Origin of the sequence: Vagococcus sp. CY52-2, from assembly GCF_022655055.1 — a bacterium.
Classification (GTDB): Bacteria; Bacillota; Bacilli; order Lactobacillales; family Vagococcaceae; genus Vagococcus.
The window spans coordinates 1108005-1122982 of record NZ_CP093384.1 but is presented as its reverse complement, the minus strand read 5'-3'; the positions used below and the strand labels follow the sequence as shown (position 1 = coordinate 1122982).

The following is a 14978-nucleotide window of genomic DNA, read 5'->3' as shown; positions in this document are numbered from 1 at the left end:
TAACATTTCTTTAAAGTATATCATAAAAATAAAAAACAATGAATATTATTTTTATAGCACGTTAAATAAAAAAGCATTAGTTATTTTTAAAGGTTTTTTACTGATATAAGTAACATATACTTTAATAATAGAATAACTATTATGTATATAGCGCTATCAATTCAGAATGTTCGTTTTATAACCGAACCTTTTAAGGTATAAATGAGTTATTTGTTAAAGTTTACGTTTTTTTTACATAAACTTTACAATTCAAATCTATACTTTAATTAATCAGTAAAATAACTGATGAAGAAAAGGAGAGAAAAAAATGAGAAAGTCTAGGTTCACCTCGCGTTTGTTGGTAGTGTTGGCGAGCACAATGCTATTTTCTGTTTCAGTTGGAGCTGAAACAGCACTGGATAAAGCGCCAGAAATTAACGCTTCAAGTGTGACGAATAATAATAAAAAAGTATTATTTGATAACACACATGGCCAAACAGCAGGAGCTGCTGACTGGGTTATAGATGGAGCATTTTCAGATTTTGCAAACGCTTTATCGGAAAAAGGGTATTTTGTGAAAGAATTAAGGAAAACACCCCCCATTACGCTCTCAGATTTAGAAGAGTATGATGTATTTGTTTTACCCGAAGCAAATATTCCTTACAAAATTGGTGAACAACAAGCTATAGCTGATTATGTTAGCCAAGGTGGAGCTGTCTTTTATATAGCTGATCATTATAACGCTGATCGCAATAAAAACCGTATTGATTCAAGCGAAGCGTTTAATGGGTATCGACGTGGTGCTTATCAAGATATGACAAAAGACATGACAACTGAAGAAAAAAACTCAGATGCTATGAAAGATGTTAAAAGTAGTGATTGGCTAAGTGACACATTTGGTATTCGTTTTAGATACAATGCACTTGATAATATTAATAATAAAACACAAGAATGGATTATTGAGGATGCATTTGGTATTACAGAAGGCGTAAAAAAAATAGGGCTTCATGCTGGAAGTACTTTAGCAATCACTGATAATACTCGTGCTAAGGGTTTGATTTATCCACCTAAAGGATTAACAAGTGCCAATAAATGGGGTCACGCTGTTGATGAAGGAGTTTATAATGGTGGTGGGATTGAAGAAGGACCTTATGTTGCCATTAGTAAACGTGATCATGGTAAAGCAGCCTTTTTAGGTGACACATCTTTAGTTGAAGATGCATCACCAAAATATTTAAGAGAAGAAAATGGAAAATCTAAAAAAACATATGATGGATTTAAAGAAGCTGATGATGAAAAGATTTTGATGCAATTAGTTGACTGGTTATCAGAAAAAGAAACCTATAAAACATTTACAGAAAGTGGTACTGTGCTATCAAGTATTACAAAAATTCATGATTATGAAGTACCAGAAAAGACAACTGAACCTCAAGATGAGCCGTGGGCAGCGCCACAAGCTAACTATAAATGGTTTGATTCTAAAACATTTGCACCAGGTAGTTTTGGTTCAGCTGAAAAAGCACAAGCACAACCATCAACTTCAGTTGTTTTTACTGATAAGCCAGTAGCAAATAAAATAAATAAAGCAACTATTAAGATGGAAGGGTTAAAACCAAATTCAGTCGTATCTGATTATCAATTTGGCGTCTACACCCCAACTGCTCAAAATGGATTTGAACTTGGAAATCAAGTGGCGAAAACAAAAGTTGCTGATAAAGCACTAAGCGAAAAAATAGGATATTCTGAAAAATTCTCTGTATCTGCTGATGATAAAGGTGCAGCAAGTATAGAAGTTGAGTATTTAGTTGAGTTTGAAGGAGAGTATAATTTCCGAGTGAAACTTGGCAAAAATAATGTGTTAACACAAGGCATCACTATTTCAAATGGCGCAACAGAAACACCGATACCTCAACCAGAAGAGGAGAATAAAACATTAGACTATAGTGTCATTGGGCAAATTCAGTTTAAAAAATCAGATGATGCAGTAAAACCAGTAGACCCTGAAAACCCAAATGAACCACAAACACCACTTAATCCTGATGGGACTGAAACTAAACCAGGTACTGGTGGATTATTATCGGTTGATTATGCGTCAAGTTTTTCTTTTGGACAACCAACGATTGAGCCAACGTTGAAAAACTATGGAGCATTTGCTCAACGATTTAAAGAAACGGATGCTTTACGTGGTAATTATGTTCAGGTAACAGATAAACGCGGAACACAATCAGGATGGGTATTACAGATTGTACAAGATAATCAGTTTAAATCATCAACCAATGATGAATTGACTGGAGCGAAATTAACATTAGGGAATGGTCAATTGAATTCACCTAATATGTTACAAGATGGTTATGATGTGAAAACAATGCCACAACATTTAGCGCATCCATTAAAAGCGACTGATGCTACTTTATCTGGAGGAATGGAATTAATTCCAGGACAAAGTCAAATTATTTTAAAAGCAAATAAAGGTCAAGGAATGGGGACGTGGGTATTGTCTTATGGTCAAAGTAAAGACAATAATATAGGTCAATTAAACGCAAATGATGCTAGTCAATCATCTGTTATTTTAACTGTTCCAAGTACGGCAAATCCAAAAGAAACAGTTTATCAATCAAATATTACTTATAAATTATCAATGGTTCCAACACCATAAGGTCAAATGTTAGTCGATAGACTAGAAAAACACTAGTCTGTCGATTTTTATGTTTATTAATTAAGGAGAATGAAGATGAAAAATGTACGAAAAATTGGTTATGTAATGGTATTATTTGTTTTGATAAATATGTCGTTTTCAATTGTAACATACGCCAATCAAGTTGGATTTTCAGTAGCACCAGTATTACCATCTAATCAGATTGATAAAGAAAGTGGGTATTTTCATATTCAATTAAAAGCAGGAAATAAGCAACAATTAAGCGTTGAATTGAAAAATCATACAGAAAAAGAAATGGTCTTAAAAACATCTGTTGCGAGTGCAACGACGAATATCAATGGTGTGATTGATTATAGTCCAACAAAAAATAAAGTTGACGAGACGTTACCGATAAATTTATCAAAGCAAATAACAGTAGATAAAATAATTACTTTATCCCCTAAAGAAGAAAAAATAGTGTCAGTTAAAGTGAGCATGCCAAATAAAGATATTCCAGGAGTTATAGCTAGTGGTATCTCTTTTGAAGAAGAGGGGAATGTTAAATCGAATCAATTATCTAGTCAAACAACGGTTAATAATAAGTTTTCTTATGTACTAGCGTTGTTGATGCAACAGTCAGCCAGTATTGAGACACAACCTGAGTTAAAGTTAGGGAAAGTTAAAGCGATGGAACTGAATACTAAAACAAGCGTATCGGCACCTATTAGAAACTTATCTTCAGCTTATTTAAATCAAGTAACGATTAAGAGTACGTTAACAAAAAAAGGAAGTAACGAGCCTTATTATGAATACAAAAAAGAGCAAATGCAGATTGCACCTAATTCAATTTTTGAGTTTCCGACTTTTTTAAATGGTAAGAAATTAGAAGATGGAGAGTATTTTTATAAAGCAGTGGTTAGTGGGATGACAGGAGAATTAAATAAAGAAGATCAGGAACGATTAGAGTGGGTATTAACAGATACAATAAACATTGATCAAAAACAAGCTAAGGAACTAAATGAATTAGATGATTTAGTAACAGATAAAACGGTTGGATTAAATAAATGGTTAGTTTTAGCAGTTAGTTTAAATGTCCTTCTAGTATTAGGGATTGTTAGTTACTTTTTGTTTGCAAAGAAAAGAAATAAGTAAATTAGACTAATTTTTTTGAAATTTAGTTATTTTATGGTAGGATACCAACAGTAAAATAATCTGATAGGAGAGTAAATATGAGATTATGGCATGAAGTATTAATACCTAAGTTACCAAGGCAACAACTACTAGGTCAGCATAGAGAGTGTTGTGCGCTAAGAGGTAAAGGGTGGGGAAAACCACATTCAACTGTTAATTATGTGTTTGATCATAGCCCGTATAAATTAGTGCAATACCATTGGTTGATTATGAACGAGATGGAAAACAGAGGTTATAAACCTGATACACTTTGGAAACATCCTTTGTATAGAGGGAAAGCAATTGATGCTTATACAAAGTTACCAGAAGTTCCAATAGAAACCCCAATTTATCCGGAGCACCATGATGACTACTTAAAAGAATGTTTAGATAATTTGGCTGAAAAAGACATTTATTTATAAAAAAACAATCAAATGCACATGACGGCATTTGATTGTTTTTTTATGCTTTAGAATCCATTCCAAAAATTAAACCAAGAGCTAACATTGTTGAGACCAAGGCTGTTCCTCCTTGACTTAAGAAGGGAAGAGGAATACCTGTTAATGGTAACAAACCTATTGAGGCTCCGATGTTTTCGAATGTTTGGAAAACCAACATAAAGACAATTCCTACACAAATATAAATATTAAAGGTAGAATTACTTTTAATGCCAGTATAGAAAATTTGGAAGAACAGATAAAAATAAAGTAAAATAACAGCCGTTGCGCCAGCAAAACCATATGCTTCACCCACGAAAGTGAAAATCATGTCAGACTCTCTAACTGGCACATAAACTTGTACCCCGGTTGTTCCAGTTCCAAATAATCCACCAGAACCAATAGCTAAGAGGCCTTGTACTTGCTGGTAAGCAATAGACGTTGCATACTCAAAAGGATTGACCCAAGCTCTAATACGGTTTAATTGGTATTCTTTAAAATGTAGCGAGGAAAGTATTGATTGACCAAAATCAGTAAACACCAAGAAAATGAGTGTTCCTCCTAAAACAGCAGCAATACCACCCAGAACAGCCACAATTCGCCAGTTAATACCCGATGCCACAATAAGTGCGCCAAGAACGCAAATGAAAACTAAACTTGTTCCAAAATCCTTTTGCACAAACATTAAAAAGAATAATGGAAGAGAATACAAGGCTAATTTTTTTACCATATCCAAATCAGTACGAATATCCTTTTCAGGGACTCTCTTATTGTATTTTACGAGTTCTTTAGATATAAAGAGAATGTAAGCTGTTTTAGCGATTTCTGATGGTTGGAATTGAAAGCCAAAAATGTCTAGCCAACGTTTTGTGTTGGTTAAATCATACATGTGAGGGTCGTAAAAGAAATACAAGGAACCCATAAGAAGTAGTGAGAACACATAAAACCATGGGACAGCTTTCCAAATGATATCACGTTTGATGTATTTTACCCCAAACATTAAAACGGTTCCTAGTCCAACAAACACCAGTTGTTTTAATGCTTGTTTAGTGGGATTATTTTGGTCATAATACGCTACCCAATACTGTAGCCAAATACTTAAAATAAGCATTAAAAATATTGGCAATAATAACGCGTAGTTAAAATTGTTTTGTTGTTGATATTCTTGTCGTTTCATGCCGTCATCTTATCCTTTATTTAGTTATATTAATTAAAAATTTTAAGTCCATACTTGTAATAAGCTACCACTTTTATTGATAATAGTATATAGTAATAATGAAATTAAATGAATTTTTAATCTTTTTTCCTACTTATGTTTAAATTTAGAAAGTTTAGTGTTGTTATGTTAAGTGTTAAGACGAATCAATAGACAATAAAAATAGAAAAGGTTAAAGTATGAGTAGAAAACTATAGGGGGTATTAATTATGTATGATGTAATTATTATAGGAGCAGGACCTGGAGGAATGACGTCGGCTTTATATGCTTCTCGTTCTGGCTTATCTGTATTAGTAATCGAACGAGGTGCACCAGGCGGACAGCTAATGAATACAGATGAGGTAGAAAATTATCCTGGATTTAATCTTATTTCCGGTCCTGATTTAGCACTTAAAATGTATGAAAATTCTACTAACTTTGGTGCAGAACATGTCTATGGAAATGTTGTTAGTATTGAAGACCATGGTGCTATTAAAAAAGTAGTGTGTGATGATGAAGAGTATGAAGGAAAAACGGTGATTATTGCTTCAGGAAGTGAACATCGTAAAATCAATATCCCTGGTGAAGAAGAGTACGCTGGACGTGGTGTATCTTATTGCGCAGTTTGTGATGGGGCATTCTTTAGAGACCGTCATTTAGTTGTGATTGGGGGAGGAGACTCAGCGATTGAAGAAGGCATGTACTTAACTCAGTTTGCAAGTAAAGTAACCATTGTTCATAGAAGAGATGAATTAAGAGCGCAAAAAATATTACAAGATCGTGCATTTAAAAATGAAAAAATTGAATTTATGTGGAATAAAGTTCCAATTGAGATAAACGGAAATGATATGAGTGTGCAATCAATTAAATTAGAGGATACTAAAACAGGTGAAGTAGAAGACTTATTAGCGGATGGTGTATTTATTTATATTGGATTAGATCCGTTGACTGATTTTGTTAAAGATTTAGGTATTACAAATGCTAATGGATGGATTGAAACAGACAATCATATGGCAACTAACATTCCAGGTATTTACGCAATTGGAGATGTTAGAGAAACTGTTTTGAGACAAATTGCGACAGCTGTTGGAGACGGTAGTATCGCGGGACAAGAAGTTTATAATTATTTAAGTAGCTTAGATGATTAATAGAACACATATTAAAAAATAATAGGTAAACCTTTTGGTGCAAAAAACTATCTTTATTTATTTTGCATTAAAAGGTTATTTATTTCTTTAAATAATGGTTTATATTCCTATAGTTTTTTTGTAAATTTCACACATTTTCATGAAAACATCTATAAAACGCTTGCAAAATCAATGCTTTTCTGATAATCTATGTGTGACTTACAGTTGACAGTACAATGAATTAAAGGAGAACATAATATGGAAAAACAGACTATTACAATTTATGATGTTGCAAGAGAAGCAGCGGTTTCTATGGCGACTGTATCACGTGTTGTTAATGGAAACCCAAACGTAAAGCCTGCAACTAGAAAAAAAGTATTAGAGGTAATCGAAAGATTGGATTATCGTCCTAATGCAGTGGCAAGAGGGTTAGCAAGTAAAAAAACAACAACAGTTGGAGTGATTATTCCAGATGTAAGTAATGCTTATTTTGCCTCATTAGCTCGAGGAATTGATGACGTGGCAACAATGTATAAATATAATATCATCTTAGCAAACTCTGATGGAAATGATGTAAAAGAAGTGAATGTATTAAATACATTACTTGCCAAACAAGTAGATGGTATCATCTTTATGGGACATCATTTAACTGAACAAATTAGAGGGGAGTTTTCTCGTTCTAAAACACCTGTTGTGTTAGCAGGATCAATCGATCCAGATAATCAAGTGGGTTCAGTAAACATTGATTATGAAGCAGCGACAAAAGATGCGACAAACCAATTGATTAAATCAGGAAATAAAAAAGTAGCATTTATTTCAGGTTCTTTATTAGATCCTATAAATGGTATTCAACGTTTGAAAGGTTATAAAGAGGCTCTAAAAGAAAATAATCTAGATTTTAATGAAGGATTAGTATTTGAAGCAGAATATAATTACAAAGCTGGTCTTGCTTTGTACGATCGTGTTATTAATAGTGGTGCCACAGCAGCAGTTGTCGCAGATGATGAGTTAGCCGTTGGGTTGTTAAATAGTCTAACTGATAATGGTGTAAAAGTACCGGAAGAGTTTGAAATTATTACAAGTAATAATTCATTATTTTCTGACATTGCACGCCCAAGTGTGACAAGTATTTCGCAACCATTATATGATATTGGAGCTGTATCAATGCGTTTGTTGACTAAACTAATGAATAAAGAAGAAATTGATGAAAAAGATATCGTCTTACCTTATGGATTGATAAAAAAACAATCAACAAAATAAAAAAAGTCATTGCTTGATTCAAGCAATGACTTTTTTTTATGTATAAAGATAAACTGAAAAGAAAATAAAGACTGCCCCAGCTAATACAAATAAGTGCCAAATGACATGCATATATTTTAAATGTTGTCTACTATAGAAAAAAGTTCCAGCTGTATAAGATACCCCACCTAGTACTAATAAAAGTAAACCGTTAAAACCAAGCCCTTCGTATAATGGCTTTATCGCAATGACACATAACCAACCCATCAATATATAGAGAAAATAATCCGCTTTTCCTCTTTTTTGAAGAAAAATTGATTTATATACAATACCAGAAATAGCCAATAGCCAAATAATGATACACATGGTCCATCCTAATTTACCACCTATTGTAATTAAACTATATGGTGTGTAGCTACCTGCAATGAGTAAGTAAATAGAGCTGTGATCAAATACTTGGAATACTTTTTTGGCTTTAGTGAAAATTAAACTATGAAATAGGGTTGAAAATAAAAACAAAAGAATCATTGATGCACCAAATATTGAGTAGGAAACAACACGAATAGGCGAATGTAATTGGGCCCCTTTAATAATAAGTAACACCAGACCGGCAATACTTAAACCCGTTCCAATACCATGAGTAACAGCATTAAAGACTTCATTTACAATAAGATATTTTTTTGAATAAGTTGGATTGTGCATGGTGTATACGTCCTTTCGTTTTTTAGTGAAAAATATTTTTTTTTCTGTTATACTAAATAAACAGAAAGATTAATTTAATTGTACATGAATATTGTTGGTTTTGAAAGAGGTTTGATGATGACAAAAATTAAAATAGTGACAGACTCATCTTGTATTATTCCAGAAGAGAGACTAAAACAGATTGATATACACACCATAAGTTTATCCATAATGATTGATGGTGTCATTTATGCCAATCAAAATGAGTTAGATCCTTTTGAGTTTATGACGATGATGTCTAATTCAAAAACATTACCAAAAACTAGTCAACCACCCATTGGGGAATTTGTAGAACTATATGACCAATTAGGTGAAGATGGTAGTAAAATTATTTCAATCCATTTAACAGAAAAACTAAGCGGGACTGTTAATACTGCTAGACAAGCCGCTCAATTATCAAAATCAAATGTGACAGTCATTGATAGTGATTATATTGATCAGGGCCTAGGATTCCAAGTCTACCAGGCGGCCAAAATGGCTAAAGAAGAAAAATATACGGTAGAAGAGATTATTTCAGCTGTTGAACATGTGAAAAATAATACTCAACTCTATATTGGAGTTGCTACTTTAGAAAACCTTGTTAAAGGTGGTCGAATCGGTAAATTAGTTGGTGCAGTTTCTGGTTTTTTTAATATGAAGTTATTAATGCAGTTAAAAAATGGAGAACTAGAGATGGTTACTAAAGGTCGAGGAAATAAAACATTTATTAAATGGGCTAAAGAGTTAGAAAAGAAACTTGCTCATTTATCAGTAGGCTACCTTGGTATGTCTGAAGCATCAGGTGCCGAAATTTGTGAAGAAATGAAAACTATTTTAAAAGGGGCGTTACCTGATTTAAACATACCGATTGTGCACACGACTCCTCTTGTAGCGACACATACAGGAAAAGGGGCATTTGCCGTAATGTTTTACACAGATTAAAAAAAATAAAGATAGCAGATCTAAACGGTCTGCTTTTTTAAATGAGGGGTTTTAATGAAAAAAATCACATATCACATGAAATATGTTTTATTCTTTACTGCAATAGTTATTATTTGTAGCATGATTGGTCTATTCTTTATTCCAAAAGCTGATAATATTCATTTGAGTGGCGAAACAAAATCATCGACAAATAAAATAGAAATGATTCGTTTAAGTGCTATTGGTGATTCACTGACTGAAGGGGTAGGTGACACAACCAATTCTGGTGGGTACTTACCATTATTACAAAAAGATTTGTCTGATACATATCCAGTTGATGTATTTCAAGCTGAAAATTTTGGTAAATCAGGTGATCGAAGTGATCAAATATTGAAGCGATTAAAGAAAAATGAAGATATGCAAAAGTCTGTGAAAAATGCCAATGCTATACTACTAACAGTTGGAGGAAATGATTTATTACAAGCTCTTCAACCAAAATTATTTAGTAAAGTGACTGTTAATAAAATGGATAGTTCTAAAGAAAAATATTATGATAGATTGGAAAAGCTGTATGCTGAAATAAGAGCATTAAATCCTGATGCTCCAATTTATCAGTTAGGGATATATAATCCATTTTATTTAAATTTTTCTGATATTACAGAATTACAAGAAATAGTAGACTATTGGAATAAAAGTTCACAAGAATTTGTTCAAAAACAATCCAATGCCTATTTTGTCCCAATTAACGATGATATTTACCAAGGTATTCCAGAAATTGCGAACACAGATGAGGAAAAAGAAACCATTAAATCTAGTAATAGTGCATCGATTAATGATCTGATTTCATCTGAAGATACCTTTCATCCGAATAATTTAGGGTATCAAATTATTGCTAATGCATTTGAACTTAAAATGGCATCGACAAAAGATAAATGGCTTAAGTAGGAGATGAATTTAATGAGTGATACAGAAAAAAATAATCAAGAGAAAAGAGACGTTAAACAGTTTTTTAAAAATCCTTGGAAAGTGGCTTTTATTACTTTAATCGCAATTCTTTTATCATTAGTGATTGTAGTGGGTTATCGTATTAGTACACCAAGAATGACATATGATTCTAAAAATGAGACAACTGTTGATTTAAAAGATCCTATTTTGGAAGTCTCCATGACAAAAGATCAAGCTAGTCGAGCCATTAATTATTATATTAAAGATTTATTTGATAGCTCAGGTGTTGACTATACATTCCATTTAGATAAAGATGCATTGATTGATGGGACATTTTCATTACTGGGACATGATACTCATTTCTATTTGTATTTTGAGCCGTTTGTGTTAGCTAATGGAGATGTCCAACTAAAGGCAAAGGATTTAACTGTTGGGACATTAAGTGTTCCAATACCTGCAATGATTAGCTATATTTCTCATTCGGTTGATTTTCCTAAGTGGATTGAAATTAATCCAGATGAACAGTACATTACAATTCATTTAAAACAAATGAAATTAGCCAATGGAATGCGTGTAAAAGCAGAACAAATTAATTTAGTGAATGATCAAATAAGATTTAACTTATATTTATCAGATAATAAGAAATAAAAGGAGTTCATTTATGAGTTTTTATCATTACATTCAAGGACACAGAGGAAAATTAGAACAAGATGCGATTTCAAAATTAGCAGAAGATATTTTTGATGACATCCAGTTTCCAAAACAAGAAACGGATTATCATACTATTTCTGATTATTTAGAAACCAATGCTTACTATGTTCCAAATATGGATGTATTTGATGAATTATGGGTGATGTATCAAGAAGCGTCTAGATAAAGGAAGTGTATGCATAATATGAAAGATAATAATACTAATAAAAAAACCGTTTCTTTGACCAAATATATTATAACGAGTGTCATTACCGCGATTTTGGCTATTGGGGGAACTGTTTTTATTTATGAATCTAAAGGCAGAGTTCAAACAGCTTCAACACAAGATGGTTTGGATAATATTGCGGATTTGGCAACTCTTATCCAACAAGGTTACATAAAAGATGTTGATTCTAAAAAGCTCTATGAAGGAGCTATGAAGGGCATGGTAGCAGCGATTGATGATCCGTATTCAACGTATTTTACGGCTGAAGAAGCAAAAGGTTTTGAAGAAGATATCAATGGAAATTTTGAAGGAATTGGAGCTGTGATGAGTATGACCAATGATCTCCCCACTGTTGCAGAACCTCCAATTAAAGATTCTCCAGCAGAAAAGGCTAAACTTCAAACAGGTGATGCTATTTTAAAGGTGGATGATAAAAGTATTGAAGGGAAAAGCTTGAGTGATGTAGTGAAATTGGTTCGTGGAGAAAAAGGAACAGATGTTAAATTAGAAATTAAACGTGGAGCGGAAACGTTTCCTGTAACTATTACAAGAGATGTTATTCCGGTTGAATCTGTTACTGGAAAAATAGATGAAAAAAATAAAGATATTGGGTATATTTCTATTAGTAGTTTTAGTTCAACTACATCAGAAGAGTTTAATAAAATGATAACGAAACTTCGAAAAGAAGGAGCTAAATCATTTGTTCTTGATGTTCGTGGAAACCCTGGTGGTATGCTAGATCAAGTTGAAAAAATTAGTAGTCGCTTTTTAAAAGATGGTCAAACGATTGTAAAATTTGAAAGTAAATTAGAAGATGATGAAGAACATAAAGCTAGTAAAAAACTTGATGGTGGCGACAAAATTACTGAGCCAACTGTTTTATTAGTGGATGAAAATAGTGCCAGTGCGTCTGAAATATTAGCAGGAGCATTTATTGATTCAGCCAACATTGATGTGGTTGGAACGAAAACATTTGGTAAAGGAACCGTTCAAACAGTTATTCCAATGAATGACGGTGCAGAAATAAAACTAACTATCAAAAAATGGTTAACGCCAAGTGGAAAATGGATTAATAAAAAAGGGGTTGAACCAACGATAAAAGTGGATAAACCATCTTATATTCAACATAAATTAATTGACACGACTCTTACTTATAAGCTAGGAGCAGTCAATGAGAATGTGAAAATAATTAATGAGTATTTAAAAGTATTAGGCTATGATGTCGATGATAGCGACACTTATAATGACAAAACAGAACAAGCTGTAAAAAATTTCCAAGAAAAAAACAAATTGGAAGTAACAGGTACAGCGGATGAAAAAACTGTTAAAGAGTTAGAAAAACAAATTGTTGAGTATTGGAAAAATCATGATGTTCAATATGAAAAAGCGATTGAAACGTTAAAAAAAGACTAGTGAAAACTAGTCTTTTTTTAAGGAAACAGGAAAGATAACGAATTTATGTGGTATTTTAAAGGATTTTTTTATATCATGGTATTTGGAGAGTAGGTGACGTATGGAGAAAAAGATTGTTGAAATACTGTGGCACTGGATTAAAATGTTTGTACTATGTACGGTGATTATTTTTATCATGCGAGCGTTTATATTTGTTCCATTAGAGGTGACAGGAAATTCTATGTCTCCTACGTTGAAAGAGCATGATTTTGTCGTAGTTGAAAACTTTTCTACAGTCAATCGCTTTGATATCATTGTGTTTCATGCTCCGGATGGTAATACTTATGTTAAACGTGTTATTGGATTACCAGGAGATCACATTGTCTATAAAAATGATAGTTTATACATTAACAATAAATTAGTGGAAGAAACATTTTTAAAAGATATTAAGAAAAAAAAGAATGAATATGTGTTAACATCAGATTTTGATTCAAAGGATTTAATCGGTACGAAAACAATCCCTAAAGATCAGTATTTTGTTATGGGGGATAACAGACGTGTCAGTAAAGATAGTCGCTCTTTTGGAACGATTTCTTCCTATTCAATCATAGGAAAGGCAAGATTAGTGTATTATCCAATTCAAGATATAAAAATAATTAAAGACTAAAGGAGTAATGGTATGACAATTCAATGGTTTCCAGGTCATATGGCAAAAGCAAGACGTGAGGTTGCAGAAAAGTTAAAATTAGTGGATATTGTTTTAGAGATAGTCGATGCAAGGCTGCCTATTTCAAGTCGAAATCCTATGTTGGATTCGTTAATCCAACAAAAGCCAAGATTGATGTTGTTGAATAAATCAGATTTAGCGGATGTAAAAGAAACACAAAGATGGCATGATTATTTTGCTTCTCATGGGATTCATTGTTTAGCTATTAATGCGAATCAAGGAAAAGGAATCAATAAAATTACACCAAAAGTTAAAGAAATTTTAGCAGAAAAAATTGCTAAACAAGCAGCTCGCGGGATGAAACCTAGACCAGTTCGCGCGATGTGCATTGGGATTCCTAATGTTGGTAAGTCAACGCTATTAAATCGCTTAGCGAATAAAAATATGGCGAAAACAGGTAATATGCCTGGAGTAACTAAAGGACAACAATGGTTAAAAACTGGAAAAGATTTAGAGTTGTTAGATACCCCAGGAATTTTGTGGCCCAAATTTGAAGATAAAGAGATTGGAAAAAAATTAGCCTTAACAGGTGCCATCAAAGATGCTTTATTACATATGGACGATTTAGCATTATATGGCTTAGAATTTTTTAATGAATTTTATCCTGAACAATTACAAGAGCGATATAAATTAACGGATGAAGACATGACATTAAATCAAGTTGATAAATTAATGTTAATTACTAAAAAAAGAGGATTCCAAGAAGATTATGAGCGAGGTAGTGTTATGATCGTTCAAGAAATTCGAGATGGACGTTTGGGTAAGTACACACTAGATAGAGTTGAGGATATGCTTCATGAGTGAGACAATTCAATCCATTAAAGAAAAATTTTCTTTTGTTACCGATGAAAAGGATGACTTATTTGCTCAATATCAACAAGATGAGCGCAAAGGAGTTCAAAAAATTATTGATCAAACGAAAAAAAGGTTACAAAAGCAACAAGCATTAAAAGAACATTTTATTGCAATGACTCGTTATGAAAAAAAAGCAAGAGTACAAGGACATAATGTTATTGTCGGAATTGATGAAGTAGGACGTGGTCCTTTAGCTGGTCCAGTAGTTGCGGCGGCGGTTGTATTACCGGATGATTTTGATGGTATTGGTATTAATGATTCTAAGCAGTTATCTTTAAAAAAGCGTGAAGAATTTTTTGATAAAATTCAAGAACAAGCTGTGTCAATTGGTATAGGAATCATGAATGAAGAGGTCATTGATTCTGTCAATATATATGAAGCAACGAAATTAGCCATGATAGAAGCCGTCAATCAATTGACTGTCTCGCCAGATTGTTTGTTGATAGATGCTATGTCGTTACCACTTGATATTCCGCAAGAGAGTATTATTAAAGGAGATGCGAATAGTATTTCCATTGCTAGTGCAAGTATTATAGCAAAAGTAACAAGAGATCATCTAATGATGGATTATGATAAAGAGTATCCTGGTTACGGATTTGCAAAAAATGCTGGTTATGGGACGAAAGAGCATTTAGACCAATTAAACAAACAAGGCATTACTAAAATACATCGAAAATCATTTGAACCAATCAAAAGCATGATAAACTAAAATAACACTCT

15 protein-coding genes are annotated in these 14978 nt (G+C 32.7%); 13 read left to right on the top strand and 2 right to left on the bottom strand.

Translation table 11 applies throughout. The features are described from left to right. Positions 1–307 precede the first annotated feature (307 nt). The 3 genes from MN187_RS05595 to MN187_RS05585 all read left to right on the top strand — a co-directional run bounded on the left by MN187_RS05595 (position 308) and on the right by MN187_RS05585 (position 4206). Positions 308–2635, top strand: a complete 2328-nt coding sequence (locus tag MN187_RS05595; RefSeq protein WP_242093549.1) for a WxL domain-containing protein — start codon at positions 308–310, stop codon at positions 2633–2635. Positions 2636–2710: 75 nt separating this feature from the next. Continuing rightward, on the top strand, positions 2711–3766 hold the full coding sequence (locus tag MN187_RS05590; protein ID WP_241699063.1) for a WxLIP family cell surface protein: 1056 nt from the start codon (positions 2711–2713) through the stop codon (positions 3764–3766). 77 nt (positions 3767–3843) lie between these two features. Further along, a complete protein-coding gene (locus MN187_RS05585) occupies positions 3844–4206 on the top strand; it encodes a TIGR02328 family protein (RefSeq protein WP_241699062.1) in 363 nt (120 codons plus the stop codon). 40 nt (positions 4207–4246) lie between these two features. Here the strand turns inward: MN187_RS05585 and MN187_RS05580 are convergent, their stop codons facing one another. After that, positions 4247–5398, bottom strand: a complete 1152-nt coding sequence (locus MN187_RS05580; RefSeq protein ID WP_117972832.1) for an FtsW/RodA/SpoVE family cell cycle protein — start codon at positions 5396–5398, stop codon at positions 4247–4249. A 248-nt stretch (positions 5399–5646) separates the two neighbouring features. Between MN187_RS05580 and trxB the strand changes: the two genes are divergently transcribed. Both trxB and ccpA read left to right on the top strand, forming a co-directional pair. Next, complete coding sequence (gene trxB, locus MN187_RS05575) at positions 5647–6564, top strand: thioredoxin-disulfide reductase (RefSeq protein WP_117972831.1); 918 nt, start codon at positions 5647–5649, stop codon at positions 6562–6564. A gap of 237 nt (positions 6565–6801) precedes the next feature. After that, positions 6802–7803 (top strand): catabolite control protein A, encoded by a 1002-nt coding sequence (gene ccpA, locus MN187_RS05570; protein ID WP_117972830.1) that lies wholly within the window; start codon positions 6802–6804, stop codon positions 7801–7803. Between the two features lie 36 nt (positions 7804–7839). Here the strand turns inward: ccpA and trhA are convergent, their stop codons facing one another. Further along, complete coding sequence (gene trhA, locus MN187_RS05565) at positions 7840–8484, bottom strand: PAQR family membrane homeostasis protein TrhA (protein WP_117972829.1); 645 nt, start codon at positions 8482–8484, stop codon at positions 7840–7842. Positions 8485–8601: 117 nt separating this feature from the next. On the opposite strand from trhA, the gene MN187_RS05560 reads away from it, so the two are divergent. The 8 genes from MN187_RS05560 to rnhB all read left to right on the top strand — a co-directional run bounded on the left by MN187_RS05560 (position 8602) and on the right by rnhB (position 14967). After that, positions 8602–9444 carry a DegV family protein gene (locus MN187_RS05560; protein WP_117972828.1) on the top strand — a complete coding sequence of 281 codons (843 nt, stop codon included), beginning with the start codon at positions 8602–8604 and terminating at the stop codon, positions 9442–9444. 54 nt (positions 9445–9498) lie between these two features. Continuing rightward, positions 9499–10368 carry an SGNH/GDSL hydrolase family protein gene (locus MN187_RS05555; protein WP_242093547.1) on the top strand — a complete coding sequence of 290 codons (870 nt, stop codon included), beginning with the start codon at positions 9499–9501 and terminating at the stop codon, positions 10366–10368. A 12-nt stretch (positions 10369–10380) separates the two neighbouring features. Next, positions 10381–11016, top strand: coding sequence for a YpmS family protein (locus MN187_RS05550; RefSeq protein WP_242093545.1), 636 nt, complete (start codon positions 10381–10383; stop codon positions 11014–11016). 13 nt (positions 11017–11029) lie between these two features. Next, positions 11030–11245: a YozE family protein gene (locus MN187_RS05545; protein ID WP_241699059.1), complete on the top strand. Its 216-nt coding sequence runs from the start codon at positions 11030–11032 to the stop codon at positions 11243–11245. 18 nt (positions 11246–11263) lie between these two features. Further along, on the top strand, positions 11264–12697 hold the full coding sequence (locus tag MN187_RS05540) for a S41 family peptidase (protein WP_242093542.1): 1434 nt from the start codon (positions 11264–11266) through the stop codon (positions 12695–12697). 100 nt (positions 12698–12797) lie between these two features. Further along, positions 12798–13343, top strand: a complete 546-nt coding sequence (gene lepB, locus MN187_RS05535) for a signal peptidase I (RefSeq protein ID WP_242093540.1) — start codon at positions 12798–12800, stop codon at positions 13341–13343. 12 nt (positions 13344–13355) lie between these two features. Beyond that, positions 13356–14207: a ribosome biogenesis GTPase YlqF gene (ylqF, locus tag MN187_RS05530; protein ID WP_242093538.1), complete on the top strand. Its 852-nt coding sequence runs from the start codon at positions 13356–13358 to the stop codon at positions 14205–14207. Further along, positions 14200–14967: a ribonuclease HII gene (gene rnhB, locus MN187_RS05525; protein WP_241699057.1), complete on the top strand. Its 768-nt coding sequence runs from the start codon at positions 14200–14202 to the stop codon at positions 14965–14967. The genes ylqF and rnhB overlap by 8 nt, the downstream gene beginning before the upstream one ends. The last annotated feature ends 11 nt before the right edge of the window (positions 14968–14978 follow it).

Coding starts and splice junctions, on each gene's coding strand:
- MN187_RS05595 (WP_242093549.1), top strand. CDS start 308: ATGAGAAAGTCTAGGTTCACCTCGCGTTTGTTGGTAGTGTTGGCGAGC.
- MN187_RS05590 (WP_241699063.1), top strand. CDS start 2,711: ATGAAAAATGTACGAAAAATTGGTTATGTAATGGTATTATTTGTTTTG.
- MN187_RS05585 (WP_241699062.1), top strand. CDS start 3,844: ATGAGATTATGGCATGAAGTATTAATACCTAAGTTACCAAGGCAACAA.
- MN187_RS05580 (WP_117972832.1), bottom strand. CDS start 5,398: ATGAAACGACAAGAATATCAACAACAAAACAATTTTAACTACGCGTTA.
- trxB (WP_117972831.1), top strand. CDS start 5,647: ATGTATGATGTAATTATTATAGGAGCAGGACCTGGAGGAATGACGTCG.
- ccpA (WP_117972830.1), top strand. CDS start 6,802: ATGGAAAAACAGACTATTACAATTTATGATGTTGCAAGAGAAGCAGCG.
- trhA (WP_117972829.1), bottom strand. CDS start 8,484: ATGCACAATCCAACTTATTCAAAAAAATATCTTATTGTAAATGAAGTC.
- MN187_RS05560 (WP_117972828.1), top strand. CDS start 8,602: ATGACAAAAATTAAAATAGTGACAGACTCATCTTGTATTATTCCAGAA.
- MN187_RS05555 (WP_242093547.1), top strand. CDS start 9,499: ATGAAAAAAATCACATATCACATGAAATATGTTTTATTCTTTACTGCA.
- MN187_RS05550 (WP_242093545.1), top strand. CDS start 10,381: ATGAGTGATACAGAAAAAAATAATCAAGAGAAAAGAGACGTTAAACAG.
- MN187_RS05545 (WP_241699059.1), top strand. CDS start 11,030: ATGAGTTTTTATCATTACATTCAAGGACACAGAGGAAAATTAGAACAA.
- MN187_RS05540 (WP_242093542.1), top strand. CDS start 11,264: ATGAAAGATAATAATACTAATAAAAAAACCGTTTCTTTGACCAAATAT.
- lepB (WP_242093540.1), top strand. CDS start 12,798: ATGGAGAAAAAGATTGTTGAAATACTGTGGCACTGGATTAAAATGTTT.
- ylqF (WP_242093538.1), top strand. CDS start 13,356: ATGACAATTCAATGGTTTCCAGGTCATATGGCAAAAGCAAGACGTGAG.
- rnhB (WP_241699057.1), top strand. CDS start 14,200: ATGAGTGAGACAATTCAATCCATTAAAGAAAAATTTTCTTTTGTTACC.